The 26618-nt window shown below is 44.8% G+C and carries 25 protein-coding genes; 11 read left to right on the top strand and 14 right to left on the bottom strand.

Annotated features, from left to right (window positions below):
- The first annotated feature begins 250 nt into the window (after positions 1–250).
- Positions 251–1708 (top strand): hypothetical protein, encoded by a 1458-nt coding sequence (locus DX060_RS09440; protein ID WP_115012200.1) that lies wholly within the window; start codon positions 251–253, stop codon positions 1706–1708.
- Between the two features lie 162 nt (positions 1709–1870).
- On the opposite strand, the gene DX060_RS09445 is transcribed toward DX060_RS09440, so the two are convergent.
- On the bottom strand, positions 1871–2326 hold the full coding sequence (locus DX060_RS09445) for a Dps family protein (RefSeq protein ID WP_115012201.1): 456 nt from the start codon (positions 2324–2326) through the stop codon (positions 1871–1873).
- 140 nt (positions 2327–2466) lie between these two features.
- Here DX060_RS09445 and DX060_RS09450 point away from each other — a divergent pair, with 140 nt between their 5' ends.
- Positions 2467–2850, top strand: a complete 384-nt coding sequence (locus DX060_RS09450) for a branched-chain amino acid transporter permease (RefSeq protein ID WP_115012202.1) — start codon at positions 2467–2469, stop codon at positions 2848–2850.
- A 12-nt stretch (positions 2851–2862) separates the two neighbouring features.
- Here DX060_RS09450 and fliP read toward each other — a convergent pair whose 3' ends face one another.
- From fliP to DX060_RS11535, 7 genes are all read right to left on the bottom strand, one after another.
- On the bottom strand, positions 2863–3627 hold the full coding sequence (gene fliP, locus DX060_RS09455; RefSeq protein WP_115012203.1) for a flagellar type III secretion system pore protein FliP: 765 nt from the start codon (positions 3625–3627) through the stop codon (positions 2863–2865).
- Complete coding sequence (locus DX060_RS09460) at positions 3627–4628, bottom strand: L,D-transpeptidase Cds6 family protein (protein ID WP_115012204.1); 1002 nt, start codon at positions 4626–4628, stop codon at positions 3627–3629. The genes fliP and DX060_RS09460 overlap by 1 nt, the downstream gene beginning before the upstream one ends.
- 42 nt (positions 4629–4670) lie before the next feature.
- A complete protein-coding gene (gene era / locus DX060_RS09465) occupies positions 4671–6908 on the bottom strand; it encodes a GTPase Era (RefSeq protein ID WP_115012205.1) in 2238 nt (745 codons plus the stop codon).
- Positions 6898–7032 carry a hypothetical protein gene (locus tag DX060_RS12210; protein ID WP_258552292.1) on the bottom strand — a complete coding sequence of 45 codons (135 nt, stop codon included), beginning with the start codon at positions 7030–7032 and terminating at the stop codon, positions 6898–6900. The genes era and DX060_RS12210 overlap by 11 nt, the downstream gene beginning before the upstream one ends.
- Positions 7033–7041: 9 nt before the next feature.
- Entirely contained in the window at positions 7042–8352 is a 1311-nt protein-coding gene (gene hslU / locus DX060_RS09470; protein ID WP_115012370.1) for an HslU--HslV peptidase ATPase subunit, read from the bottom strand.
- A gap of 26 nt (positions 8353–8378) precedes the next feature.
- A complete protein-coding gene (gene hslV / locus DX060_RS09475; RefSeq protein WP_115012206.1) occupies positions 8379–8924 on the bottom strand; it encodes an ATP-dependent protease subunit HslV in 546 nt (181 codons plus the stop codon).
- 105 nt (positions 8925–9029) lie between these two features.
- Positions 9030–9206 carry a hypothetical protein gene (locus DX060_RS11535; protein WP_181814274.1) on the bottom strand — a complete coding sequence of 59 codons (177 nt, stop codon included), beginning with the start codon at positions 9204–9206 and terminating at the stop codon, positions 9030–9032.
- On the opposite strand from DX060_RS11535, the gene DX060_RS09480 reads away from it, so the two are divergent.
- The 7 genes from DX060_RS09480 to DX060_RS09500 all read left to right on the top strand — a co-directional run bounded on the left by DX060_RS09480 (position 9193) and on the right by DX060_RS09500 (position 15498).
- Entirely contained in the window at positions 9193–10467 is a 1275-nt protein-coding gene (locus DX060_RS09480; RefSeq protein WP_115012207.1) for an O-acetylhomoserine aminocarboxypropyltransferase/cysteine synthase family protein, read from the top strand. The two genes, DX060_RS11535 and DX060_RS09480, sit on opposite strands and share 14 nt — an antisense overlap.
- Positions 10468–10475: 8 nt before the next feature.
- Positions 10476–10745, top strand: a complete 270-nt coding sequence (locus DX060_RS10935; protein WP_147278830.1) for a hypothetical protein — start codon at positions 10476–10478, stop codon at positions 10743–10745.
- 138 nt (positions 10746–10883) lie between these two features.
- Positions 10884–11012: a hypothetical protein gene (locus DX060_RS12215; RefSeq protein ID WP_258552294.1), complete on the top strand. Its 129-nt coding sequence runs from the start codon at positions 10884–10886 to the stop codon at positions 11010–11012.
- A 10-nt stretch (positions 11013–11022) separates the two neighbouring features.
- Positions 11023–11904 carry a homoserine O-succinyltransferase gene (locus DX060_RS09485; protein WP_115012371.1) on the top strand — a complete coding sequence of 294 codons (882 nt, stop codon included), beginning with the start codon at positions 11023–11025 and terminating at the stop codon, positions 11902–11904.
- Positions 11905–11961: 57 nt separating this feature from the next.
- A complete protein-coding gene (locus DX060_RS09490) occupies positions 11962–13542 on the top strand; it encodes a glycosyltransferase family 8 protein (protein ID WP_115012208.1) in 1581 nt (526 codons plus the stop codon).
- Complete coding sequence (locus DX060_RS09495) at positions 13532–14590, top strand: 4Fe-4S cluster-binding domain-containing protein (protein WP_115012209.1); 1059 nt, start codon at positions 13532–13534, stop codon at positions 14588–14590. Before DX060_RS09490 ends, DX060_RS09495 begins: the two co-directional genes overlap by 11 nt.
- Complete coding sequence (locus DX060_RS09500) at positions 14494–15498, top strand: hypothetical protein (RefSeq protein ID WP_147278831.1); 1005 nt, start codon at positions 14494–14496, stop codon at positions 15496–15498. The genes DX060_RS09495 and DX060_RS09500 overlap by 97 nt, the downstream gene beginning before the upstream one ends.
- 146 nt (positions 15499–15644) lie before the next feature.
- Here the strand turns inward: DX060_RS09500 and DX060_RS09505 are convergent, their stop codons facing one another.
- From DX060_RS09505 to DX060_RS11695, 6 genes are all read right to left on the bottom strand, one after another.
- Positions 15645–16145: a transcriptional regulator gene (locus DX060_RS09505; protein ID WP_115012211.1), complete on the bottom strand. Its 501-nt coding sequence runs from the start codon at positions 16143–16145 to the stop codon at positions 15645–15647.
- Positions 16146–16171: 26 nt separating this feature from the next.
- Positions 16172–17095, bottom strand: a complete 924-nt coding sequence (locus DX060_RS09510) for a PLP-dependent cysteine synthase family protein (protein ID WP_115012212.1) — start codon at positions 17093–17095, stop codon at positions 16172–16174.
- A 394-nt stretch (positions 17096–17489) separates the two neighbouring features.
- On the bottom strand, positions 17490–18518 hold the full coding sequence (gene pta, locus DX060_RS09520; protein ID WP_115012214.1) for a phosphate acetyltransferase: 1029 nt from the start codon (positions 18516–18518) through the stop codon (positions 17490–17492).
- A 100-nt stretch (positions 18519–18618) separates the two neighbouring features.
- On the bottom strand, positions 18619–21660 hold the full coding sequence (locus DX060_RS09525; RefSeq protein ID WP_115012215.1) for a hypothetical protein: 3042 nt from the start codon (positions 21658–21660) through the stop codon (positions 18619–18621).
- The gene (locus DX060_RS09530; protein ID WP_181814275.1) at positions 21651–22082 is read right to left on the bottom strand and encodes a GtrA family protein; all 432 of its coding nucleotides are present in this window, start codon (positions 22080–22082) and stop codon (positions 21651–21653) included. Before DX060_RS09530 ends, DX060_RS09525 begins: the two co-directional genes overlap by 10 nt.
- Positions 22079–23659 carry a polyprenol monophosphomannose synthase gene (locus DX060_RS11695; protein ID WP_220176691.1) on the bottom strand — a complete coding sequence of 527 codons (1581 nt, stop codon included), beginning with the start codon at positions 23657–23659 and terminating at the stop codon, positions 22079–22081. The genes DX060_RS09530 and DX060_RS11695 overlap by 4 nt, the downstream gene beginning before the upstream one ends.
- 192 nt (positions 23660–23851) lie before the next feature.
- Here DX060_RS11695 and DX060_RS09545 point away from each other — a divergent pair, with 192 nt between their 5' ends.
- Positions 23852–25105, top strand: a complete 1254-nt coding sequence (locus DX060_RS09545; RefSeq protein ID WP_258552297.1) for an AAA family ATPase — start codon at positions 23852–23854, stop codon at positions 25103–25105.
- Between the two features lie 8 nt (positions 25106–25113).
- Positions 25114–26586 carry an FtsK/SpoIIIE domain-containing protein gene (locus tag DX060_RS09550; RefSeq protein WP_115012217.1) on the top strand — a complete coding sequence of 491 codons (1473 nt, stop codon included), beginning with the start codon at positions 25114–25116 and terminating at the stop codon, positions 26584–26586.
- The last annotated feature ends 32 nt before the right edge of the window (positions 26587–26618 follow it).

Genomic DNA, 26618 nt, shown 5'->3' on the forward strand with positions numbered 1-26618 from the left:
GCCTATCATTCAGCCTGATCTTTAGCTGAAGTATTTGCAGCAATCACGCACAAAAACCTTGCCACAAAACCTTGCAAGAGAGAGTCCAAATAGCTATGATTGCGCCTAGTATTGTGTGTTTGCACTTTTACTAAATTTATAAAAAATTAAGGTTCGCTATGAAACCAAACCAAACCAAACCAATCCAATCCATAAGATCACTTATCCAGCTTTTATTTATGCGTTGTTGCTTGTTTTATATTGTGCGGGTATGGTCGCCTACTCTCGCTACACTTTCAATCTTGATGATATTTGGATGTGGCTTGAAATCTACTATGATATGCCTATTTTTAATGGCTGGGATCCACAAGCTGGGAGATTTTTCCCCTTTGCTTCACTGGATTTAGATATATTGATGCGATGGACAAAAAGTCCTTATGCATTTTTCACTTTCAATGCGTGTATTGTGCTATGTGTGGGGCTGCTTTTGTGGCAGATTTCGCGCTTGATTTGCGGAGAAGCATACAAATGGCTTAGAGTATTTGCGCTTTTGCTTATTCTCTTTCACCCCGGGTTTGCCACTATAATGCTTGGTATTTGCTATCCAGAGCGGATGCAGATTGTATTTTTGCTGCTATTTGTGTGGGCAAGTATGAAATTTGCTGCAACAAATAAGTCGCGCTATGCTTGGCTTGGCTTCATTGCTGCCACCATTGCTCTATATTACAAAGAGCCTACATTTTTGTTCATTGGATTTTTTGGTGTGTTTGGCGTTGTGGTGCATTATATACGACATAAACAACTACATATCTATTATGCGTCTTTAGCGTGTAGTGCGTTGCTATATTTTATACTCTATTGTGTGTTAATTATCCCTAATGTTAATGGGTATTATGGTGTGGGCTATGAAAGTCAAAGAGCAATGATTTTGTCATTTATAAGTGGCATTTTTAATCTTGCGACAAATGATATGTTTTTGCTTATACTTCTTCCTATGCTTGTAGCATATAGGATCTATTTGTATGTGCGGTATAGATGTGCGATTCATAGTATTTATGATGGTTTATTGTTTGGCTCTTTGCTTTATGTCGGTGTTTTTATAAAAATGGGGTTTTTTAGAAATTATTATATTTTGCCTATGTATTTTATGGCATTTGGTGGGGTGATATATTTTCTTTTTGTGCAAGGATATTGGAGAAAATTTGTTTTTAAAGCAGCGGGTATTGCTACACTTGTTTTTTACATAACAAATTCTTTGCCTCAAGGTATCACAACATATATAGGTTTAAAGACAGAGGGTATTAAATTCCACAATGCGCTAATGTTTATCGCTCAAGAGGCAAAACATACAGAGCATATCAATCTCTATTTTGATGGTGATGATAATGATAAATGGCGAGATTTTACTTGGTATTGGGGCTATTTTGACATCTATCTAAAGGCTTTTTATGATACTTATAATGTCTCAATCCAGCCGCAAAAAGCACCACAAAGTGGTGATTACATTATGCTTAATCTCAATACAAATAAAATGATAGATTCCACCTATCTATCTACTATGCGGCAAAAATACACGCTTGTATATGAGAGTGCGTGGTTTGGGCTGCCATACATTGGCTTGAGACCTATAATTAAATACATTTTTTCTAATCAAGTTGAAGAAGTTACACAAGGGTATGAAAATTTCTTTAAGCTTCCTTTGCGTGATTACATATATAAGATTCCATAGATTCGCACTATCTCTTAGAATCCACTTTTTACATTCAACGCTTTTTTACTTGTCATTGCGAGCGGACAAAGTCCGCGTGGCAATCTATAAACAAAAAAACACATAAAATACGATAATCACAAAAGTGATTCTAGGGCGTGCGATAAAAAGTGGATCTAGCACCTATGCTAGCTGGGCTTTTACCATCCAGATAGCCTTTTCTAGCTCGGCTAGCTTATCATCACAATATGAAGCAGTTACTCTATCTTCATCTTTGTCAGCAAGCTTTGCTAAGTCTGTAAAATCTTCGTGCAAGTTTTCATAAATTTTTAGCACTTCTTTTAGAATCTCTTTTGAAGTGAAAGTTGTCTTTGTCTCTTCTTTAATCTTAGAGATCTTGATCGCCTCAGCAAGTGTTACCACAGGCGTCCCACCAAGCTGGATCACACGCTCTGCCAAGTCATCAAACATATCGGCAAAACCATCATAAATCTCTTCCAAAGCTTTGTGAGCTTGCGGGAAATCACTGCCTCTAACATTCCAGTGGAAGTTATGCACTTTCATATATAGCACAATGCTATCAGCTTGAAGCTTTCGCAAACTCTCAACAACTTTATCCGCCTTTTTCTTCTCTTTCATTGCCTACTCCTTAAATATGGGTTGCCCATATTCTACTCTAAATAAAGTAACAATAACTATATATAAATAATTTATTGCCCGATTTCTAGCATCGCGCTGGGGTAGATTCTATATAATACGCATTTTACTTAAGGATTCTTATGGGACTATCGCTCTATGACTTCTATCAAAATCACCAAGCCCTGCTGCACAGCGTGCTGGTGCTTGTAGTTGCGTTTTTGACTACGATTCTTACGCGTTTTATGCCCTTTATCATATTTCGCAAAAAAAGCGCACCAAAATCTATCATCACCCTAGGGGAGATTCTACCTCCAGCGATGATTGGTATGCTGCTTGTCTATTGCTTTGCTTCCACAGATATAGCGCACGCGCCATTTGGACTTAATGAGCTATGTGGATTTATCTTAACCGCATTGCTTTATCTCATCACTAAAGTTGGCGTGATAGCTGTCATTGGCGGGACACTAGGCTATGCTACGATCGTGCAGACACAGATTCTAGACAAGCTCTTTTTGCCTATCTAGCTTAGACGCTCGCTACTTAAACCCTTGCACAAGCGAGCCTATGAGCAGATTAAACCCATCAACCAAGATAAACACCAAAATCTTAAAGGGTAGTGAGATCATCACCGGCGGGACCATCATCATACCCATTGCCATAAGGATCGAGCTTACCACCATATCAATCACCAAAAATGGCAAATACAGCAAAAAGCCTATCATAAATGCCGTTTTTAGCTCACTGATCATAAAGGCAGGGATAGCAATTGTGATAGGCACATCAGCTGTGGTTTGTGGATTAGGCAGCTCTCGAATACGATAAAACAATGCCAAATCTTTCTCGCGCGTGTTTTTTAGCATAAATTTCTTAAAAGGCTCAACCGATCGCTCAAACGCCTCTTCATAGCCGATTTGCTCCTCTACATAAGGCTTCACACCAGCTTGCCACGCTTCTTTACCAATAGGCTCCATAATAAAAAATGTCAAAACCAACGCCAAAGAGACTAGAATCTGTGTGGGTGGGGATTGCTGCGTGCCAAGTGCGGTGCGCAAAAATGAAAACACAATAATAAGCCGCATAAAGCTCGTCATCACAAGCACCAATGAAGGCGCGAGAATCAGGAGCGTTAAAACAACAACGACATTAAGCGAAGTTACAAGCTGCTTTGGCGTATCTGGTGCGCTTAAAGAGAGATTGACCGTAGGGATAGTAGGCGCAGCACTCACGCCAATCACACACGCCGCAGCAATAAGTGCGCAAAGCCCCAACCGCCTAACGCCTAATGCAGCAACATCTCGCATCACTTCTCACTTACTATGCGCATAGTGCCATTTTCATACACGATATAAAGGATCTTTTGGCTATTTGATGTGTAGCTAGGCTTGCCATTTTTATACGCGCGATAATCTTGCGTGAAGCTAATGCGAAACATCTGCCTATGCTCTTCATTGGGATAAGGCACGACACTAATATTGCTAAATCGTATTACTTTTTCTTCACTCTTAGCAAACACTTGCTTTTTATACGAAGCAAAAGCATTGTATTTCGTCCCATCTGGGCGTGCAAAATCCTTAGAGTAAAAAGACAAATACTTCTCCAAGTCATTTGCGATCCACGCCGCACGCCACACATATAGCTGCGCTAGGAGCAAGGCTAGCTCATCTTTGGTGGGTTTATGGATATTTTGCTCATAAGAAATCAGCAATGCTTCTTTGTAATTCACTATCTTTCCAAAATCGCTTAAGACATTATTCTCAATGGCAATACAGCCCTTTGTATTAAGCTCTTCTCTGTTGCCATCAAGCGGAAGCCCGTGGATCCAGATCCCATATCCTGTTTTCTTCAATGATTTATCGTAGTTGTTTGGATAGTCAGTCGTATAAGCCAGCGGACCATAGTATGGAGGTAGTCTTGTAAGCTTATCAGTAAAGTCATATACACCAAGAGGCGTGGTCAAATCCCCAGATAAACGCTTATCTCCCTTGCCCTTGCCCACAAGCGCGGGGAGCTCTTTTACAAGCGTTAGCTGCCCCTTTGGCGATATGGTATAGAGAGCTAAATTAGGGATACTTTTATCAGAGACAAAGAGATATTTATAGCCCTCAAAATACCCATAATCTGTATGCCTATCTTGCAAGACACGAAGCCAAAATTCCTTATCTTGCAAGTAGCTATCTAAGATTTGTGTAACCTTCTGCATATCGCCTGTGCGGTAAGTTTGCACAATCCTAGCAGTATCTGTATCAAAGCCTTGCAGCACACCAAACCCAAGCAGCATTAGCACAAAGTGCTTAATCCTCATATACTTCCTTCCCATATCACTTACTCATATCGCTACATTGCCTTATTTGCTTTGTTGCAGCTGCAAATTATACCCAAAACTCTTAAGATTATTTGCGTTTTTTGCCCATTGTTTATCGACAATCACCTGCAAACGCAAAAACACCCGCTCGCCCAAAATCCGCTCGATACTCTCCCTAGCAGCCGCGCCTATACGCTTAATAGTGCTGCCATTTTGCCCGATGATAATGCGCTTTTGCGATGGCTTTAGGACATAGATATTGGCATAAATATGCGCAATATGCATAGGGGCATTGGTGGTTGCAAAAGTGGATTCTAGGGTAGTGGTAGATTTTTGTGTGGATTGCCACGCCGACAAGTCGGCTCGCAATGACGATAAAAGAGCGTTGCCCCTAGAATCCACTTTTTTACTTTGCGGCTGGTTTTTATTTTCAGCAGATTTTTCACACTTGCCCAGATCATCTTCTTTAAGGATTCTAGGAGTTCTAAAGAAACCTGCTTGCGTGCCCCCGCCTTGCACCGCTGTCGCTTGTTTTCTAAAGAAACATCGCCTAGCGGCGAGCGGTATCCCTTGTTTTCTAAAGAAGCTTCGCTTTGCGGTGGGGCTTTTGGAGTTTTTTGGGGATTCTAGGGTAGGAGTTACCTTGTCGGTAATGACTGCCCTAGAATCCCCAAAATCTGCGGAATGCTTGCCCAAGACCGAATCCCTTGTGCGAGGCTTATAAAAAAACTCCGTTACAATCACATCACTCTCATAAGGGATCTCATCGCTTAGATTCTCAAAGATACTTTGACGCACCATTTCTTTAGCGATTTCGCGCATTGTGTGGGTCGTCATCTCATCTTCATCAAAAAGCGGCGGCGAGTCTGGCAGCAGCTTGGCTATGGATTCTAGCAGCTCGGTAATATTATGTGATTTTTTCACACTTATGGGGATAAGTGCGCTAAATTTATCGCTAAATTTTGCATATTTTTCAAGCACGCCTAGGAGCTTTTTAGGCGGGAGCATATCGGTTTTGTTGATGACAAGGATATGTTTTTTATGTGAGTCATTAGCATACAATAGCTCTAAAAACTCCTCATACTGCTTTGTATCATCAAAGACTGAAGCCATAAACACGCACACATCGCAATCGCGCATAGTCTTTAGCGCAGCCTCTAGCATAAATTGATTTAAAAGCTTTTCGCGTTTGTGAAGTCCAGGCGTATCCACAAAGATCATCTGGCAAGCGGTGCGATCCTTTGTAGTATAGGGGACAATAAAGCGCATAGTATTGCGCGTGGCATTTGCCTTGTGTGAGATCAGGGCTAAATGCTCGCCTACAAGCAAATTGAGCAAGCTGGATTTGCCGGTATTGGGGCGACCTACAACTCCAATAAACCCCGCTTTTTGTGTTTTGGGCGTTAGGGGCGATTCAGCTTTGCTGGTGGATTCGGCTTTGCGCGATAAATCGGCGATTTCTGCGCGCGCGCTTCGGTTACATACGCCAAGTATGCGCCCTTGCACGCGCTTGAAAAGCCCCGATTTCTCATCGCAAATCCTAGAATCCTTTGCAGACTCGTTTAAATTTTGAGCTTCAATCTTAGAATCGCTAGGGTTTGGTGCGGGCGTTGGCTTTGCCGCCTGCGAGTTGTTTAGATTTTGGGCGTTTTGAGTAGAATCCATTTTTCTGCCGCCTGCGGCGTTTGTATCAAACACGCTTTCTGTGTTTTCATTCTGCAGCGTTTTGAGAATTTGAGTGTTTTTCCTAGAATCCTTTGTGTTTTGTTTAGATTTGTTACTTTTTCTGTCATCGCGAGCCTTGCTCTGCAAGGCGTGGCGATCCACAGATTCTGCGCTAGCAGAATCCATCTTTTCAATCGCGCCGCAAGGCGCAACCGATTCTCGCCCGCTTCGTGGTGCGCGAGCGCGGGAGTAAGGCGGGCAGTAGTGTCCCGCCACCGCGCGAGTGCTAGAAGCGGAAGTGCGAGGCTCTCCCCTTGATTGCAAAAAGAAAAAGCGGTTGCTGTTTCTAAAGAAGCTACGCTTTCTTTTTGGGTTAAGGGGAGCGGGGTGGGGATAAACCTTTTTCTGAAGAAACATCGGCTTGCGCCGAGCGGTGTCCCTTGTTTTCTTTTTGCGGATAAAACAGAGCAAGCTTTTTGCGATAAATAGAACTGAATCGTAGATGAAATTGGCGCGATTTTCACATACACTAGAATCCACTTTTTGTTTGTGTAAAGCTTGGGTCGCTTCGCTCCCTCGCAATGACACTAAAATCGCTTTACTCCTAGAATCCATTTTTATTCCTTTTAGGCTGCTTCCCTAGAATCCACTTTTTGATTATGGATCGCCACGACTTCCTTACGGAAGTCTCGCGATGACAGATAGGGGGACTCATCATCTCACAAAGCCAAATCCCCATAACACTCTCTCATAAAATATACCGCGACATATCAGCACTACTCACCACCAAGCCCAGCTTCTCCTCCACAAGCTCTTTGGTGATCGCCACCTTACCCCCAGCATACTTCTGCGCATTGAAGCTAATCTCTTCTAGCACGCGCTCTATAATCGTATGCAGCCGCCTAGCACCGATGTCTTCTGTCTTTTGGTTTGCCATATAGGCAAAATGCGCTAACGCACGCAAGGCTTCTTCCTCAAACACCAGCTCCACGCCATCTACACTCAGCAAATGCTGATATTGCGTGATGAGTGAGTTGCGCGTTTTGGTCAAGATCGCATACATCGCTTCTTCACTCAAGCTATCTAGCTCCACGCGGATGGGGAATCGCCCCTGTAATTCTGGGATAAGATCACTTGGCTTGCTTAAATGAAACGCCCCTGCCGCGACAAAGAGTATATAGTCTGTGCGGAGCGTGCCGTATTTGGTGCTAATCGTGCTGCCCTCGATAATTGGCAGCAAATCGCGCTGCACGCCCTCTTTGCTAGGATCTAGGCGAGAGTCTTTCGTGCTTGTGGCGATTTTGTCAATCTCATCGATAAACACCACCCCACTCTGCTCTGCTCTGCGCAAGCCCTCTGCTTGGATTGCCTCCATATCAAGCACGCTATCACGCGCCTCTTGCACTAGGGCTAGCTTGGCTTCTTTGACGCTAAGAGACTTTTTGACCTTCTCTTCGCGCTGCAAGACCTTGATGATAGATTCTTGCACCCTAGCAATATCTGGTGGCATACCATTATCTAGCGATTCTGCTTGCTTGTGGATCTCTACATCGATTTGTAAATGATCCACTTCGCCATTTCGCACCTTTTGGCGCATTTTTTCTAGGCTTTGCTCATAATCGCGCTTTTTCTCATCACTCACACCCTTTGGCAGAGCTGGGAGCAGCAGGCGGGCGATTTTATCGATGATATATGCTTGTATGGCTTCTTGGCTTTTTTGCTGGGATTCTTGCTGCACTAAGGCAATAGAGGCATTGACTAGATCGCGTATCATCGACTCTACATCGCGCCCCACAAAGCCCACTTCTGTGTATTTGCTCGCTTCTACTTTGATAAAGGGCAGCCCCATAATTCTCGCCATTCTACGCGCGATCTCGGTTTTGCCCACGCCTGTGGAGCCGATCATTAGGATATTTTTGGGCGTGATTTCTTCTTGCACTTCTTTGGGCAGCTGCATTCTGCGGTAGCGATTGCGCAGTGCCAAGGCTATGGCACGCTTAGCGTCATCTTGCCCGATGATATATTCATCTAAAAACCCTACAATCTCCGCTGGGCTCATCATTTCTTTGCTTTGTTTTAGCTCCATTATGCAAGCTCCAAAATAGAAATATTTGTATTAGTATAGATACATAGCTCACCTGCTATATGCAACGACTGCGTAACAAGCTCCTTTGGCTCTATGCTAGCGTGCCGATCTAACGCCCTAGCCGCGCTTAGAGCGTAGTTCCCCCCGCTACCAATGGCAGCGATCTTGCCATCTTCTGGCTCTAGCACATCGCCTGTCCCACTTAGGATAAAGAGATTATCCCTATTTAGCACGATCATCATCGCTTCAAGCTTGCGCAGATATTTATCACTGCGCCACTGCTTGGCAAACTCCACCACAGAGCGCATTAAATCCCCCTTCCTCCCCTCTAAAATCCGCTCAAACGACTCAAACAAGCTAAACGCATCTGCCGTGCTTCCTGCAAATCCGCTTAGAATCTGTCCGTTATAAAGCGTGCGGATTTTTTTGGCATTGCCCTTCATCACGCAATTACCAAAGCTCACCTGCCCATCGCCGCCGATGACTGCCACGCGCTTGCCCTGATACTCTCCACAATACGCAAGTATCGTTGTCGCTTCAAACATTTTTAATCCTTGAATTCTATGTGCTTATAAGCCAACCAAATGTCTATAAATAGCCAAAAGCCCTTAAACAAAGCCCGAGATTGTAGCATAAAAAGCCCATAGATTCTAGCGCGGATCTAGCACCCTAGCACCAAAGCCTAGAATCACAAACACAATGCGTTTATAAAAGTAACATTCACCCAAGAAATGCGAAAAATTACTAAACACATATTGTGTTTTATAGAAAATTTGCTTATAGTGGCTGCGTATATCACCCAAAGGAGTCCAAATGCTAGAATCCACTTTCCACCCAAGCACGCTAGCCCTGCACGCAGGCTATGGGTATGATTCCCAGCGCACTTTAAGCGTGCCGATTTATCAAAGTAGCTCCTTTCGCTTTGATTCAAGCGACCAAGCCGGCAGACGCTTTGCCCTAGAGGAGCTAGGCAATATCTACTCGCGCCTAAGCAACCCCACCACCGATGTCCTAGCCAATCGCCTAGCCCAAGTCGATGGCGGGGGATTTGGTGTCGTTACTGCGAGTGGGGCTAGCGCGCTGTTTTATGCCTTTGTCAATCTCGCCCAAGCAGGCGATAATATCCTCTATGCCAATAAAATCTATGGCGGCACGCAGACGCTTCTAGTGCATACACTCAAGCGATTTGGCATAGAGACTCGCTGCTTTGATGTCGATGATCTAAGCACGCTAGAGCCACTTATCGATGAAAACACTAAGGCGATTTTCTTTGAGTCGTTGTCCAATCCGCAGATTTCTATCCCAGATATTTGCGCTATCACCGAGCTTGCCAAGCGACACAGGCTTGCTACCATCTGTGATAACACCATAGCACCGATGATTTTCCGCCCCTTTGACTTTGGGATAGATATTGCCGTGTATAGCTGCACCAAGTATATCAACGGGCACGGCAGCGGACTAGGAGGAGCGATCATTGAAAGAAAGGGGCTAAATGAGCTGCTAATAGATAATCCCAGATATAGTGTCTTTAACACCCCAGATCCAAGCTATCACGGCTTAGTCTATGCGAGCCTGCCCTACCCTATCTATGGTATGCGGCTTATCCTAGAGTGGCTACGCAATATCGGGGCTAGTCTATCGCCGCATAATGCGTGGATCCACCTGCAAGGCTTAGAGACTTTGGAGCTGCGATTGCAAAAGCACAGCCAAAACGCCCTAGAAATCGCTACATTCCTAGAATCCCACCCCAAAGTCAAGCAAGTAGAATACCCTGCCCTAGAGTCCAGCCCCTACTATGCGCGATTCAAGCAGTATTTCACAAGCGGCTATGCGAGTGGGCTTTTTAGCTTTGAGCTAGAGAGCTATGAGAAGGCGAAGGCATTGTGCGATAGGCTAAAGCTCTTTTGTATCACGGCAAATATCGGCGACTCTAAATCGCTTGTGATCCACCCAGCTTCCACCACGCACTCCCAGCTCTCCCAGAGCGAGCTGCTCTCAGCGGGGATCTCGCCTGCGTGTGTGCGTGTGTCGGTGGGGTTAGAGTCTAGCGCGGATTTAATCAATGACCTAGCGCAGGCTTTGGAGTAGCTTGGTTGGTGGATTCGGCTTTGCGCGATAAATCGCCGATTCTGCGGCGGGGGCTTGCTCATTACCGCTTAGGTAAATCCCTTCGCCCCCACCTTGAAAGCGGCGATTTCTCATCGCAAATCCTAGAATCCTGTGCTTTGGCGTTGGCTTTCCTAAAAATCACGCAAAGCAACCACAGCCCCACCGCAATGCTTAGAATCTTTTTGAAAGGAAAACAGCTTTTTCTTGTCATTGCGAGCGGCGTGAGCCGCGTGGCAATCTATAAGCAAAAACCCTAGAATCCACTTTTTGAAAACGCCCCAATTTTAAGCGAGCCAGCAAAGGATTCTAGGATTGACAAAAATGCGTAAAATGTGTTTTTCAAACGCAACTAGGCGGCAGGATTTTGCGATGATTTTCTAAAGAAACTTCGTTTTGTGGGTTGTCAAGCGGTGGGCGAAGGGATTTACCTAAGCGGTAATGAGCAAGCCCACCGCGCAGACTCCCGCAAAAGCGCGCAAAAGCCAACGCCCAAACCAAGCAGAGCCGAATCCACCAATAACTAAGGAGCCAAAGATGCCTATCATTATCCCAAAGACTATCCCCGCATTTAGCACCTTGCAGGAGCGGATTTTTGTGATGGACACAGAGCGTGCCACCACGCAAGACATACGCCCGCTAGAGATTTTGCTCTGCAATCTTATGCCTACAAAAATCGAGACAGAAAATCAGCTCCTATCCCTCCTAGCAAACTCGCCCCTGCAAGTGCGCATCACACTGCTTGCCACGCAGAGCTACATCGGCAAAAATACCCCCCAATCCCACCTAGAGAGATTCTACAAATACTTTAGCGAGATTGCGCATAAACGCTTTGATGGCGCGATCATCACAGGTGCGCCTATCGAGCATTTGGCGTTTGAAGAAGTGCAGTATTGGGAGGAGCTTAGGGGGATTATGGACTTTTTGCGTGCTAATGTAACAAGCACGATGTATCTGTGCTGGGGGGCTATGGCTGGGCTATATCACTTCCACAAGATTCAAAAGCACGCCCTATCTAGCAAGTGCTTTGGGATCTTTGCCCATAAGCAGTGTGCCGCTTCGCCGCTGCTTATGGGGCTAGATGATGAAGTGCTTATGCCTCACTCACGCCATAGCGGCATTGATGAAAGCGCAGTGGCTAGGGCAGATGATCTGTGTGTGCTTTTAGCAGGGGAGCAAAGCGGGGCTACAATGCTTAAAGATAGCAAAGATGTCTTTATCCTAGGGCACCCAGAATACGCCAAAGATACGCTAGATAAAGAATACAAGCGCGATCAAGCAAATGGGCTAAACACGCCAAAGCCCACAGGGTATTACGCGCCAAATGGAGAGATTATGTTTCAGTGGCGATCAAGTGCGAGCGTGATTTTTAGTAATTGGCTAAATCTCGTCTATCAAGATACGCCATTTTTGCTTTAATCTGCTACAATGCGCGCTTTTATGCCGCACTATCTTTACCACTTTTAAGGAAGCATTATGACCGATCCTTGCTTTGCCATAGTCTTTGGGCTAGATGATAACTACGCCAAATACGCCAGCGTGAGTATGATGAGTATCATCTACTCTATCAACCCCACCACCCAAAATAGAGAAAAACTCATAGGGGGGGGGCAGCTAGATCCTAGTGTAAATGCTGCGCCAGATTTTGGCGCGAGCCTAGAATCTTGCCTAGAATCCACACTAGATTCTAGGCAAGATTTTGCTTTAAACTCTAAGACAGGATCTAGCCCTAGCCCCCTAGCTCCCACCTGCCACGCCCCACTTATCCACCGCTTCATTCATCTTGCTCATATCACGCCATTTTACGCAAGCCCAGAATTCTCGTTTGAAAACGCGGATTCTAAGAAAAATGCCAAAAAGGCAAACCTCCTAGAATCTACTTTTGAAAAAGTGGATTCTAGGGTAAATGTGGATTGCCACGATTTTGACAAGTCAAAATCTCGCAATGACGATAAAAACGCCGCTAGCAAAAAAATGGATTCTAGCAGCAACGCCCCTTTTCCGTCATTGCGAGCTTTGGCGCAAGACAAAGCGCGGCAATCCATAAACAAAACACCCAAAGCAAGCAGAGATCTCCCCATCCACTTCCACCTCCTAGCCGACTCCCTCTCCCCCTCCACCTTATCACGCCTACGCACGCTAGAATCCCACCTAGACACCATCTACCCCACGCAAATCCATATCCACAGCCTTCATCAAGCCGAGTTCAAAGCCCTTAATCCGTGGGGCGAAGCGGGGGCAAATTGGTGCGCGTATTTCCGCTTGAAGCTTGGCAGCGTGCTACCACAAGAGCTTACAAAAGCTCTCTACCTTGATGTTGATACGCTGATTTTGCGCGATATACGAGAGCTTTTTGCCTATGATTTGGGGGAGTGTGCCATAGGTGCGGTGCGAAGCGGGCTAAGCGGAGATAGTATCAAGATCGTCCGTGAGCACAAAATACACGCGCAAAACTACTTCAACTCCGGTGTTTTACTCATCAATCTCCCCAAATGGCGCACCAAAGATCTAGCCCTTATACACACTAAGGAGTATGCGGAGTATGCGGAGTATGCGGATCAAGATTTTTTGAATCTCATTTTTAGAGACTCGGTGTGCTTTTTGCCCTATCACTACAATCTCCAATGGCTTGCACAAAGCAGGATCCACTTTGATAGCTCCCCGCCCCGCACGGATACAAATGGCATTGTCTCGTATCCTAGTGCCATAGATTTTAGCGAGTTTGCTAGCGCGCTTATCAATCCCTCTATCGTGCATTTGCTTGGGGGCTATAAGCCTTGGGAGAAGTCAAACTTCCAAAGCAACCCTGCAAAGCCCCCTATCTTTGCGCAAAATCCCTACCACAAGCTCTGGTGGGCTATCGCTAGAGAAAGTCCCTTTGCTAGGCACATCACCCTAGCCTACTACAAACGCACCGCGCTTATCACTATAACTGCTTATCTACGGGCTTACGCGCCTTGGGCGTATGCGGGCTTACGCCCGTTTGTGCGCGTGCTAAAGCTCCTAAAATCCGCCCTAAGCTCACCAAACCCACAAAGGACACACAATGCCAAATAGCCTAGATCTCTCCACCCTATCCGCACGCCTTAAACTCCTTAAGCACCCTACTTTCAAGCAACGCTACATATATCGCAATATCGCCAAAGCTACACAGGCATTCCTATGGGCAAACTACAAAGCAAAAATCGCTTCAAGCCCCATAAGCGCGATATATCTTGTGCCTTTGCTAATCTTGCGCAAAGCACTCTATATCCTAGAATCCAAAGCCGCTCCCCTGCACGCTAAGATCCTATCCTACCCTATGCCCAAAATCCCCACAAACGCCCAAAAACCTATGGTCTGGGTATTTGTCAAGGCTATTTTGTGGGCTATGCTTGTCCTGCCTTGCTGTGTGTGCAAGAGCCTGCTATGCGCACTGCTAGCCCCGCTTAGTGGCATTATGCGTGCTAGAATCTATGCGCGCTTTTTGCTTGGCAAAGTAGATATGCCCTACTTCGAGCTAGTGCTGACAACGCGCTGCACATTGCGCTGTGAGAGCTGCAACAATCTAATGCAGTATTTTGACTCCAAAACCGCCTACACCTGCACGCTTAGTGGCATACAAAGCACACTTGAAGCTCTGCTTGAGAGAGTGGATTCTATCTATTGGGTGCGGATTATCGGCGGTGAGCCGCTGCTTTTTAAAGATATTGATACAGTGGTGGAAATACTAGATTCTAGTAGCAAGGTAAAGTCCTTTGATATTGTTACAAACGCCACAATTATCCCAAAGCCTAGGCTCTTAGAGGCATTGCAAGCAAGCTCTAAATGCTTTGTGAGTATAAGCGACTACACCAAATCGCCAAACCTATCTGTAAAGCTCCATATACAAAAGCTCCAAGATCTCCTATCAGCGCGCAAAATCCCGCACTCTGTCCTCTGGCAAGAAGCCACAGCCGCGTGGTTTTCTCCCGGGCAAATCTACAAAAGAGGGCGTGATAGGCAGGGCATAGAGGCAAACTTTCGCTCTTGTCTTATGCCGTGTGTGTCGGTGATGAGCCACGAGAGATTGCCAAAACTCATAGGGGGGGGGGGGAATCTGTTAAGGATTCGGCTTTTTGGCTAGAAACAGCGATTTCATCGCCTAGCTCACGCGATAGACCCGAAGTCTTATCTTCCTTGCGCGGCTTGAAAAACGCCGTTTCTAGCTCAAAAATCCTAGAATCCCAAAGCAACACTGAAATTACAAACAACCGCGAGCAACTTGAACTAGAATCCACTTTTGCGCAAAGCACCACTAGCAATACTGCAAATCCTAGAATCTTTGGGAAAGATAGCCAAAAAAGGCTCAAATCCCACCGCGAGCAAAATTATCCAAAAAATACACAAAGCCCCGATTTTAAGGATAACGCTCATTCTCCGTCATTGCGAGACACTGCGCTAGCGGTGGCGCGGCAATCCACAGCGACAAAAACACACCCCCTAGAATCCACTTTTCAAAAAGTGGATTCTAGGGTAAATGTGGATTGCCACGATTTTGACAAGTCAAAATCTCGCAATGACAACAAAAATGCGATAAGTGAAAAAATGGATTCTAAGGATAACTCCCCCTCCCTGTCATTGCGAGATGATGAAGCTCCCTTTTTGTCATCGCGAGCGAGTGAAGCGAGCGTGGCGATCCATAACACAAACCTAGAATCTAGTTTTGAAAAAGTGGATTCTAGTGTGGATTGCCACGATTTTGACAAGTCAAAATCTCGCAATGACAGCAAAAATGCGGATTCTAGCACCGCAAAAAGTGTCGGGGAGATCTTCATCTGTCCTATTGCCAGCTCACTCTCACGCCTAAAAGGACTAGAAGAATTTAGGGGCGATTTTGTCTCCTTGGATCACGCGTGTGATAAATACACGATCCTTGCCTTTTATGCGCAAGAATTTTTCAAAACCTGCGACTACTGCCACGATATGGCAGCCCCAAAGACCCCTATCCCCATAGCCGTGCAGACCAAAGCCACCCTAGAGCTTACACGCTAGGAGACTAGGCAAGACATCTTGCCTGTGCGATTTCTTTACCCGTGTGTTGTAATAGCCTGCGTTTCTTAGCAAAATTTGCAGGCTTTCACTGCTTGCTAGAGCGATTGCAAATCAATGTGCTTATAAAGGGCTAGTAAGATTCTAGTTTATTGCTGCCTCTTATGCTTCTTTTTGGCTTTTGCAGGCTCTAGGTGCGGCGTGAGTGTGATGATGACCTTTCGTAATTGCAAAAGATTATCAATATCCATAATATACCATTCCTTTGCGCCCGGATATGGCGGGGCTTTGGGGTGGTTTGGCAAGATGGATTCTAGGATCTTATGCGGCTTGGCAAAAAGCATATCATCACAGAGCAGAAATATGGGCTTTGGGCTTTGTGGGGCTAGGGCGCGCGCAGGTGTCGTATCGCTAGGGCTAGAATGTGAGCCTAGAGCCAAGGCAGAGCCAAAATCTTGCACATAGATACAATACTCGCCAAACATCTTGCGGCTTGTAAAAACATAGCTTCGCTTGAAATCACCAGACTCCAGCAAATCGGCTCGCGTGCTTGCCATAGTAGAATCTGTGTCAAACTCCGCTACGCTAGAATCTAAGCTTGCTTGCAGCTGCTCTAAGCAATATGCTAAAAATTCCTTACTGCTTGCCATTGCGTGCCTTTATGTGGGTGTGGATTCTATATGAGATTCTTACTAAAATACCTGCTTAAATGATCGGCAAAGAGCGTTACAATAAGCTTATTTTCTACCTGCCTAGCGAGCTTCAAACACGCTTGCAAGCACGCGCCAGATGAGATCCCTACTAGCAGCCCCTCTTCTCTAGCCAAGATTTTTAGCCCTTGATATGCTTCCTCATCGCTAATTTTTTGCACCATATCTATAAAGCTTGTATCCATAGTCTTTGGGATAAAGTTATTGCCAATGCCTTCAATATTCGCACAGCCCTCCTCCCCTCCGCCAATCACAGAGCCGATAGGATCGCATAGCACAGCTTGTATCCTAGAATCCTGCTCTTTTAGGTATTTGGCTATGCCGCTAAAGCTACCGCCACTCCCAGCACCGCAGACAAAGTAATCCAGCACAGGTGCTAAATCCCGCACCCCCTGCATTTGCGTATAAATCTCCTTGCCACTTGTTTCATAGTGTGCCTGTGGATTGAGCGGATTTTCAAATTGATGTAGGCTAAAAGAATGTGGAGTAGAATCTAGCAATTCCTTTGCTTTATCAATCGCCCCTTGTATGCCTAGCTCTTTTGGCGTGTTGATGACTTCCGCCCCCAAAGCACGCATTAGAATCTGCTTTTCAATGGAAAATTTATCCGGCACGACCAAAATCGCCTTGATATTAAAATGCAAGCACACAAAGGCTATGCCTAGCCCCGTATTGCCCGCAGTTGCCTCTATCACCACAGAATCTTTGCGTAGCTTGCACTGCTTTTTTGCTCTTTGCAAAATATGCAGGGCGACCCTATCTTTCACGCCCCCTGCGGGATTGTAGGATTCAAGTTTTGCAAAAATGCGGTTGTTATTTGGAATCTGTATGCGTGAAAGCTCTACAAGTGGCGTATTACCGATAAGATCAAGACTTGAGTAAAAAAGCATTGCATATCCTTGCTTTGAAATATACATCTTTGAAATTTGCAAAAATAGTAAAAAATGTTTTTAATTGTATAACAAATAGCAAAGCAATAAAGCAAAACTTAAAACAAACAAGACAGAATCCACTTTCACACAATTTATGCAAACAAACCTACACAATGGCAAAACAGCAAAAATAGCAAACGCCAATCTCCACGATGCAAAGATAAAAAAGATGAGTTCTACGCGCAACTAAGTGATATAGAAATGAGCCAAAGCACTACAAAGAGCATTTCAAAGATAAATCGTGCATTGCAGCTGCAATGACAGAGAGCATTATGGCTAAAATCCTCGTTAAATCCGCCTTAGAATCTAGCTTAGATTCTAGGCTTTATGGGCTTGGGCGGGATAAACGGATCTAGCCTTGTGCTTGGAGAGCAGTAAGTGCTACTACGCCGACAATATCAAGTGCGCTGCACCCTCTTGAGAGATCATTGATAGGAGCTGCCATACCCTGTGAGATGGGTCCATAGGCTTCAGCCTTGGCAAATCGCTGCACGAGCTTGTAGCCGATATTGCCCGCATCAAGATCGGGGAAAACAAGCACATTTGCCCTGCCTGCGACATTTGAGCCTTTTGCCTTAGAAGCCCCTACGCTTGGGACAATGGCGGCATCAAGCTGCAGCTCGCCATCAATGGCAATATCTGGGGCAAGCTCTTTGGCGATTTTGGTCGCTTCAACAACCTTGCTTACATCATCGTGCTTGGCACTGCCGTAAGTGGAGTGGCTAAGCATAGCGACATAGGGCGTGGCTTTGATGACAGATTGAAAGCTTTTCGCGCTAGAGATAGCGATATGGGCTAGCTCATTTGGCGTGGGGTTTTGGCACAATCCACAATCAGAAAAGACTAGAATCCCATTTTCCCCATAAGTGTTATCAGGCATTACCATCACAAAAAAGCTCGATACAATCGCCGCATCTTTTGCCGTGCCTACAATCTGCAATGCCGCACGCAGCACATCAGAAGTCGCGTGGATCGCGCCTGCTACCATACCATCTGCCCGCCCAGATTTCACCAACGCCGCGCCGAAATACAGCTTATCCCCGCGCAAAAGCTCGCGTGCTTTGGTCGCGTCCATCCCCTTGCGCCCTCGCAGCTCGACAAAAAGCGCGATGAACTCTTCTAGCAGACTTGATTCTCTAGGGTTTATGAAAGTGGCTTTTTCAAGGTGGGCTAGTGCCTGCTCCTGTGAAATATCTGCTAGCTTTAGCTCCCTAGCCTTAGCTAGGATCTCATCTCTATCGCCTAGCAAAATAATGTCTGCAAAGTCTTCTTTAAGCACCAAAATCGCCGCTTCTATCGTGCGCACATCGCTTGTCTCTGGCAGGACTATGGTCTTTTTGCTCGCTTTTGCCTTTGCTTTGATTTCTTCTATAAAGCTCATTTTCTCTCCTTTGTGTAAGTGGATTATTTAATCTTAAGCAAAGTTGCTTAAAGCCACTTATTTTTACACGCAAATTCTCCTAAGCTTTTCTTATTGTAACTTAGAATCTAACTTTATAGATACGATCTTGGGACTCTCTCAAATCTCTCTCTTCTTGTATCCCAAAGGGTATGGGATAGATTCTAGCTCCCTTGCTGGCAAATGTCTCTAAGAGATCTTGCAGCGTGTCTTCTTCTACGAAATAGCCATCAAGATAGAGAATATCGCCTGTGTGGAAGTGGCGTTGGACTAGCTCTGGCACACCTATGCGTAAAAACTCCGCCCTAGGCTTACATCCATAGACCTCATACTGCCGCTGCTTTGTAGTCATTGCCGTGTGTAAATCGATGATATAGATTCTAGGGTTTATGCTGGATTTCTTGGCTTCATTGCTAGAATCCTGCGTGATGAAGGCAAATTTCGCGCGTGCATTATCGCCTACGCCAATGGGTTGGATTTTATGATCTAGCAGACTTATGCTAAGTGCGCATACGCCAAAGGCGATTAAGTAGCTTGCCTGTGCCCCTGCTAGTCTCCTAGCTACAAGCACGATCCCCACGCTACACAATGCCAGCATAAAGGCATAGGTCGCATAGATAGCGTATTTGGGGTAGTAGATAGGGCGCACAAAGCTAGCGATAAATGGCAGCAGCACGCCAAGGGTGATTACAATCGCGCAAAAGTTTAGGAAGCGGTTTTTGAGCAAAGGCGTTAGCATAAATAGCACGAGAAAGACAAATGCCCCGCTAGAGCTGCCAAAGGCTTGGGGCAGAAACTGCAGCAGCCCATTAAGCGATGGGGCTGGGATCCAAGTATTAAAGCTTGTATTGCTTAGGGCTTGCGTGTAGGCAGTGATAGCAAAAAACGGCACCAAAGAGCTAGCGATAAGCATATCTAGCAGTAGTAGTGCTACAAGTCTTCTGCGCTTTTGATTGCTGCTAAGCTCTGTGGCTTGCCATAGCCAAATAGCACTTGCGATAAAGCCAGCTGCTATCATCACCGCGCCAAAGTAGTGTGTATTGCACACCATAGCTCCAAGTAGCACATAGCCTAGCGCGTTTGAGAGTTTGGGATTTTTAAGAAAATGCAGCAAGAAGTAAAACACAAGCGGCAGTAGTGCTAGCTCTAGCACATAGCCTCGCACCTCGTGGGCTGCGCCGATGGCGACAAAGGATATAGCATAGAAAAACGCCCCTATTAGTGGTGTGGGCGTTGGCTTTTGCGCTTGCGGCGATTCAGCTTTTAGCGAAAAATGTGGGAGCGGCGAAAAATCCCTGCAGTCATTACCGCTAAGGTAACTCCCTTGTGATTTTCCTTGCAGCCCACATTTTTCATCTAAAATCTTAGAATCGCTTGGGCTTTTACTAGAATCTAGGTTTGCTCGTGCTTGCGGCGTGCTGAGAATTTCTGCGTTTTTTCTGTCATTGCGAGCAAGCGCGGTAGCGGTTGCGTGGCAATCCATACTAGATTCTAGTTTGTCTTTGTGGATTACTAAAGAAACTGCGGCTGCGCCTTGTTTTGCCTCGCCTTTGGCTCGCAATAATGGAGAAATGGCAGTGCCGCTAGAATCTACCTTTTGTAAAAAAGTGGATTCTAGTGCTTCTCTATTTTGTGCTTTCTTAGAATCCGCTTGCGCGGATATGGATTGCCACGCTTTGCGGAGCAAAGCTCGCAATGACGATGAAGCGGAGTTTTCACGCCCAGCCCCTTTTTCTTCTTCTAAGATTCTAGGAATTGCGGTGGTGCTAGTGGGGCTTTTTGTGGATTTTAGGGCAGAGCTAGACTTGTGGTCTGCGGTTGCCTTAAAACAAGAGACACCGCTCGGCGTTAGCCGATGTTTCTTTAGAAAATCCACAAAATCGCTGCTATGATTACCCAAAGCCGAATTTTCACAAGCGTGGTCGCGTAGAAGCAAGTAAATCCCCCCCACCCCCATCGTGCCGATCACCACACTAAGCCCCCTAGCCGCCGCGCTTGTGTAGCCAAAGCAATGTAGCCAAAGTTTGAGCAAAAAATTATAAAAAGGCGGATTCCCCGGATCGTTAAACACACTTGAGAAATCCCCATCAGGGTAGCCTACAACGCCCACAGAGTAGAGCTCATCGCCCCAAAGTCCAAAGCTATCATAATGATAAAGCCGCAAGATTAAGGCAAGTAAAAGTAGCAAGACAAGCACGCCTAGCTCTTGATATGTGCGAGCTGGGATTTTGCCCTTTGGGTGCGTGGGCTTTAGCGCGATGAATGTCCAAACACACATAAGCCATAGCAACAAAAATGGCGGCGAGAGAAAATAATATAGCCAGCCAAGAAAGGTGCAGGGGGATTTGTAGAGGTTTAGGATCTCGCTAGTGGCGTTGAGCTTGTAAGTAGATAGATCTAGGGTGATGTCTGTCGCCCTAGAATCCGCATTTGTATTTTCGGCTGTTTTTTCAAAAGTGGATTCTAGTGCTTCTCTATTTTGTGCTTTCTTAGAATCCGCTTGCGCGGATATGGATTGCCACGACACTGCTGGCGCAGTGTCTCGCAATGACGATGAAGCGGTAGTGCTAGAATCTAAGATTCTAGGAGTTGCGGTGGTGCTTTCGTAGCTTTTGGTAAATTTTGGGGGCGAGACTAGACTAGAGGTCTGCGAGCCTCCAAAATTTGCCAAATCTAGGGAATGATTACCCAAGACCGAATCTCTAGGGATATAGAAGCTCTCACTCCCCATAGCTAGAGCAACAAACGCAATCTTCTCCATATCACTTGCATTTGCCCTAAGCTTTAGGCTAGTGAGTGGGGCAGTGATGGCGTTTCTAGCTAGGGCGCAGATATGCGAGCTAGAATCTGGCTTTTTAGATTCTAAGGGGCGCGTGTGGGCATAGTCTGTAATGGTGTAGAATCTAAAAGGCTCTTGTGTTTTGTCATAATCTAGGGCGATTTTATTGGTGCTAGCAAGTAGCTCGTAGGCTTCACAGGGGGATTGTGTGGCTATGGTGATATGTGTGGGGGCAAAGGCATTTGGCATATTGGCATAAGATTTGGTGTAGATGGGCTTAAGCACGATGATAGCAGCAGCTATGATAAGGCAGAAAACAAAGTAGGCTTGTGGTGTTAGTCGCATTGAGACTCCTTATAGATGAGAAATTTGGCAAAGAGAAAGTTGCTAATAAATGCGCAAATAATGCCAAGGGCTTGGAAGCACAGCAAGAGATGTCGCCTAAGTGCGCTAGGATCTTGTGCATTAGGGCTAAGGGTGTTTAAAAGCGGCTCTAGCAGGAGATTTTGACACAGAGCTAGCACGAAAAGATTGATACAAAGCCCAAAGAGATTTGCCCCCACATAGCTTAGATACGCGCGCCATTTTAGGCTATGCTTAAAGGTGATAAAGCTATTTAGCACATAGTTTTGGCTCACCGCTAGACCAAAGCACAAGCAGGCATTGAGCAAATACTGCACATTAAAAAAATCAAGCACAAAAAAGCAGGCAAGATTGCTCAAAGCCCCAAGCCCACCGATAAAGCCAAAGGAGATAAGCTCTCTCACTTGCACGCCTTTTTAGAGGTAGCTTTGGCTCTCTTGTGAGTGCGCAAAAATGGCGTGCGCCATAGGGCTTCTAGCACGATAGCCCTGCTCATTTTGGACTTGCCAGCTACGCGGTCTTCAAAGATTATAGGTAGCTCAAGGAGTCTTAGCCCAGCTTTGTAGGCGCGGTATTTCATCTCGATTTGGAAGCAGTAGCCGCTAGATTTTATGCTGTGCAGATTGATCGCGCTCAAAGCGCGTGCGGAGTAGGCATTAAAGCCTCCGGTAAAGTCCATAACCCTAGCCCCAAGCCAGAGCCTAGCATACAAAGAGCCAAAGCGTGAAAGGATCTTGCGCCCTAGCCCCCAGCCTAGCACGCCGCCGCCGATGATGTTGCGCGAGTTTATCACCACTTCAAAATGGGGGAGATTAGCTAGAGTCTGGGCGAGATAGCGCGGGTGGTGGGAGAAGTCGGCATCCATTTGGATAAAGTGTGAGTATCCGCTTTTCAGTCCCCACGAAAAGCCATCGATATACGCGCTTGCTAGCCCTAGCTTGCCCGATCGCTTTAGGAGGTGGAGATGGGGGTAGGTGTGGGTGAGAGAGTTTAAGATCTCTTGCGTGCCATCGGTGGAATTATCATCAATCACTAGGGCGTGGATCTCTGGGAAGCGTGAGAAGATCTCGCATAAGAGTGCGGCGATGTTGTTGGACTCGTTGTAGGTGGGGATGCAGATGAGGGGTTTGGGCGTTTTGGCTTCTTTGGAGGATTTAGCTTTGCGAAGTGAAGTTTCTTTAGAAAACAAGGGATACCGCTCGCCGTTAGGCGATGTTTCTTTAGAAATCCTAGAATCCTTTGCTAGCTCGCTTAGATTTGTGGCGGTGCTAGAATCCGCGTTTTTACTTGTGGCGTTGTTTTTAAAAGTGGATTCTAGTGAAAAGGCGTTTTTATCGTCATTGCGAGCGGTGTTAGCCGCGTGGCAATCCACAGATTCTGCGCTAGCAGAATTAACTACCCTAGAATCCACTTTTGTATTTTTGGCTGTTTTTTCACAAGTGGATTCTAATGCTTCTCTATTTTGTGCTTTCTTAGAATCCGCTTGCGCGGATATGGATTGCCACGCTTTGCGGAGCAAAGCTCGCAATGACAAAAAATGGGCTTGCTTTGTAGAATCCACTTTTTTGCTTTTTTGTGCGGTGTTTTCAAAAGTGGATTCTAGGTTTTGTGTCTTTGTTTGTGTGGATTGCCACGCCACTGCTGGCGCAGTGTCTCGCAATGACAGAAAATAGGCGTTGCTCTTAGAATCGTGGCTTTGCGTAAAAGTGGATTCTAGGGGTTGGGTGGTTTTTGTGATTTGTGTTTCAGTGCCGATTTTGGATTCTAGGATTTTTGAGCTAGAATCGGCGTTTTGTGAGTTTGGTGGTGTAGAGTCGCTCGCGGTTGGGTTTGTAATTTCAGTGCCGCTTTGGGATTCTAGGATTGTAGATGAGAAATCGCCGCTTTCAAGGCGTGGGCGAAGGGATTTATCTAGGCGATAATGAGCAAGCCCACGCCGCAGAATCGGTGATTTATCGCTACAAGCCGAATCCCTCCGCAAAAAGCCTATGCGCCTAAGTCCCCCCCCCCCCCCGTGAAAGCGGACTATTACCTACTCTTCCCATAACCATCCTTTGACATTCTGCCTTTAAAATCCTGCATCGGTGAGATGAGAGCGGATTATACAGAAATTTTGCGCATTAGAGTAGTAGCAAAATAAGGCTTTTCAAAACACGATGATTTTCCAAATACAATGACTTATGCACCCCTTAGCAAATGGAGCACTGATGATGTATGGGCGTATTTAAGCACACATAAGCCTTTATGGGACAAGGATCATAGTGAGCTTTTTAAGCTCTATGCAAAGGCAATCAAAGAGAGTTTAAAATATGTTGTAAGCGTAGCAAATAGTGAGCTTATACAATCGCTCCAACACTATATGCAAACCTTGCAAGAATCTGTGCGTAATGATGATATAGATGGCTATAATAGGATTGTGAAAAAAGCAGAGGGAGACTTGCTAAAAAGCGTTATCGCACGACACAATGAAATAGGTGGTGATGAGAATAAGGCTGAGTCATTGTATAATTTCGTGCTTGATATTTTAGACAAGATTCCACAGGCAATGAATGCTAATAGCTTGCCAAAATCCTATATCCCTTATAATAGAATCCACAATATTGAGACTTCTATCATATACGCACAGCACAGCACGCTAGCGACAAACATACACGAAGCGTATGATTTAAAAAAAAGATATAAAGATGCTATTGATATGCTCAATGATTTAGACATTGATGAAGATAAAAAGGCACAACAAGAACATATAAAAGACCTTATAAAAGAGCGTAAAGATTTACTAACGCAGGAAAATAACAAACTAACACAAGAGCAACAAAAAAAGCTAGAACTTAACATACAAATAGAATCCTTAGAGAAAGAAAAAGCCCTGCTTTATGGAAAGATAAATACCGAGCGGATTATTAAAAAGCTTAACATCTTAGAATCCTTGCAACATATCATCACAGAGTATAAAGATCAACTTATAGAGACATTGCGAGATGAGTTATGTGAGGGGATAAAAGAGAGTTATAAGACATTGTTGCCAAATGATAATCTTGTATCTGTGGAAATGGGGCAGGATTTTGACATTACCCTAAAAGATATTGATGGTAATGAAATTAGCGTGGCAAATCAAAGTAGTGGGCAAAAGCAGATTCTAGCTATTGCTATCTTTTGGACGCTAAGTAAGCTTTCTCACTCTACAATACCACTCATTATTGACACGCCACTTGCACGCATAGATTCTACTAACCGCCAAAGAATCATACAACACTATTATGCTAAAGGTCATCAAGTGATAGTCCTGCCACATAATGGCGAAATGGGACTAAAAGAATATGAGTATGCAAAGCCCTATATTGCAGGGCTTTATAAGATTATCAATAGTGAAGATAGAGGGCACGCGAAAATTAAAAGTGTGCAAGATTCTAATGAATTATTTTAGGAGTGAATATGGCAGATTTTTACACAAATCAAACTGAAGAAAACCTCATCTATCGTGTGATAAAAGAGGGCTTAGGCTTTGAATCTGAAAGTGAGATTCCAAAATATCTTATCCTGCGTTTAGCCCTAGCCTTAGCGTTGCGATTAAAGCCTTTGCCGCTAGACTCACATATTTGGGCAGAAAAAACCCTAAATGGCGGTAAAGGTAAAGAATATCATTTAGAGCAGCTCACAGGCAAGGATAAAGATGAGAGTGAAGATATGGATCTTTTATATCGGGCTTTGCTTGCAGAAAAATTTCACGCCTATTTACAAGCTGATGTATTTAGCGATGATAAGGCTTATACTGATTTGCTTGGCAAAAATATCCAAAGGGGACTTTTTGAGATCTATCACTCGTGGAAAAATAATGACTGCTTTTATCAATGGTGCAAGGATAATTTAAGCTTGCATTTACAAAAAGAAGACTTTACGCAGTCTGGCACAGATTCTACAAATCCACAAGATTCTACACTTTTTACAGGGATAGAATCCTATTTTGCTAAATATAATATTGCCCTTACGCATTTAGAAACGCTTAATTCTTATAGGCATAGAATCTGCAAAGTTGAAGTAAAAGACCCACTTAAAATACAAAGCTTTGAAACACAGGCAAAATATCTTGATAAAGCCACTAAATTATCTAATGTGAAAATCACTTCTTGCAAGGGTTTAGCAAGGACCTATAATATTGAGGAAGAAAAAATAGATTCTGAGTGGAGCTATCCTAGCAAAACAGAGATTGAAAATGCTCTCTCTTTATTACAATCACAAGGACATAAACTGCCTATTTTTGCGGGATTTGATATAGAGAAAAAGCCTTTTTATTTTGACTTAGTAAAAGCAGTGCATTTAATTGTCGCAGGGAAAACAGGCAGCGGAAAAACGATATTACTGCAAAGCATAATACATTCTCTTTTATTGAGTAATAAAGCAGAAATTGTGGTGATAGACCCAAAACTTGGCATTGATTATCAAATTTTTGGCGATCAAATAAGGCTTATTACAGAGAGTGAAGAAGCGTGTGAGTTTTTAGATGATTTGATAGAAGAGATGAAAGAGCGAAATGAGCGTATGGTAACAGCAAAAGTAAGCGATATAGAATCACTTGGCTTGACATATAAGATTGTTTTTGTTGAAGAGCTCAATTTTGTGATTAGGGATAATAAAGAGATTGAGAAAAAGCTTGCAAAAAATATGTTTATTGTGCGTCAAGCAGGGATTCACATCATACTTGGTATGCAAAATCCAGATTCTAAAAATCTAAGCAGTGATTTACGCAATAGTGCTAGTCGCATAGCTTTATGTGTGGCTAAGGCAGAAAACTCTAGGGTTATACTTGGTGAAAGTGGAGCTGAAAAGCTTAGTGGTAGGGGTGATATGCTAATCAAGCTAGATGGTGCAAGCAGCCCAAAACGCGTGTTTGGCGTAAAGTTTGCATAAGGCTAAGGATAATAGTCTTACTAGACTTCCGT

The organism is Helicobacter canis (genome assembly GCF_900451095.1).
GTDB lineage: Bacteria > Campylobacterota > Campylobacteria > Campylobacterales > Helicobacteraceae > Helicobacter_B > Helicobacter_B zhangjianzhongii.

Bases quoted from the DNA above. Each gene is read 5' to 3' on its own strand.
- DX060_RS09440 (WP_115012200.1), top strand. From the start codon at position 251: ATGGTCGCCTACTCTCGCTACACTTTCAATCTTGATGATATTTGGATG.
- DX060_RS09445 (WP_115012201.1), bottom strand. From the start codon at position 2,326: ATGAAAGAGAAGAAAAAGGCGGATAAAGTTGTTGAGAGTTTGCGAAAG.
- DX060_RS09450 (WP_115012202.1), top strand. From the start codon at position 2,467: ATGGGACTATCGCTCTATGACTTCTATCAAAATCACCAAGCCCTGCTG.
- fliP (WP_115012203.1), bottom strand. From the start codon at position 3,627: ATGCGAGATGTTGCTGCATTAGGCGTTAGGCGGTTGGGGCTTTGCGCA.
- DX060_RS09460 (WP_115012204.1), bottom strand. From the start codon at position 4,628: ATGAGGATTAAGCACTTTGTGCTAATGCTGCTTGGGTTTGGTGTGCTG.
- era (WP_115012205.1), bottom strand. From the start codon at position 6,908: ATGGATTCTAGGAGTAAAGCGATTTTAGTGTCATTGCGAGGGAGCGAA.
- DX060_RS12210 (WP_258552292.1), bottom strand. From the start codon at position 7,032: ATGGGGATTTGGCTTTGTGAGATGATGAGTCCCCCTATCTGTCATCGC.
- hslU (WP_115012370.1), bottom strand. From the start codon at position 8,352: ATGAGCCCAGCGGAGATTGTAGGGTTTTTAGATGAATATATCATCGGG.
- hslV (WP_115012206.1), bottom strand. From the start codon at position 8,924: ATGTTTGAAGCGACAACGATACTTGCGTATTGTGGAGAGTATCAGGGC.
- DX060_RS09480 (WP_115012207.1), top strand. From the start codon at position 9,193: ATGCTAGAATCCACTTTCCACCCAAGCACGCTAGCCCTGCACGCAGGC.
- DX060_RS09485 (WP_115012371.1), top strand. From the start codon at position 11,023: ATGCCTATCATTATCCCAAAGACTATCCCCGCATTTAGCACCTTGCAG.
- DX060_RS09490 (WP_115012208.1), top strand. From the start codon at position 11,962: ATGACCGATCCTTGCTTTGCCATAGTCTTTGGGCTAGATGATAACTAC.
- DX060_RS09495 (WP_115012209.1), top strand. From the start codon at position 13,532: ATGCCAAATAGCCTAGATCTCTCCACCCTATCCGCACGCCTTAAACTC.
- DX060_RS09505 (WP_115012211.1), bottom strand. From the start codon at position 16,145: ATGGCAAGCAGTAAGGAATTTTTAGCATATTGCTTAGAGCAGCTGCAA.
- DX060_RS09510 (WP_115012212.1), bottom strand. From the start codon at position 17,095: ATGCTTTTTTACTCAAGTCTTGATCTTATCGGTAATACGCCACTTGTA.
- pta (WP_115012214.1), bottom strand. From the start codon at position 18,518: ATGAGCTTTATAGAAGAAATCAAAGCAAAGGCAAAAGCGAGCAAAAAG.
- DX060_RS09525 (WP_115012215.1), bottom strand. From the start codon at position 21,660: ATGCGACTAACACCACAAGCCTACTTTGTTTTCTGCCTTATCATAGCT.
- DX060_RS09545 (WP_258552297.1), top strand. From the start codon at position 23,852: ATGACTTATGCACCCCTTAGCAAATGGAGCACTGATGATGTATGGGCG.
- DX060_RS09550 (WP_115012217.1), top strand. From the start codon at position 25,114: ATGGCAGATTTTTACACAAATCAAACTGAAGAAAACCTCATCTATCGT.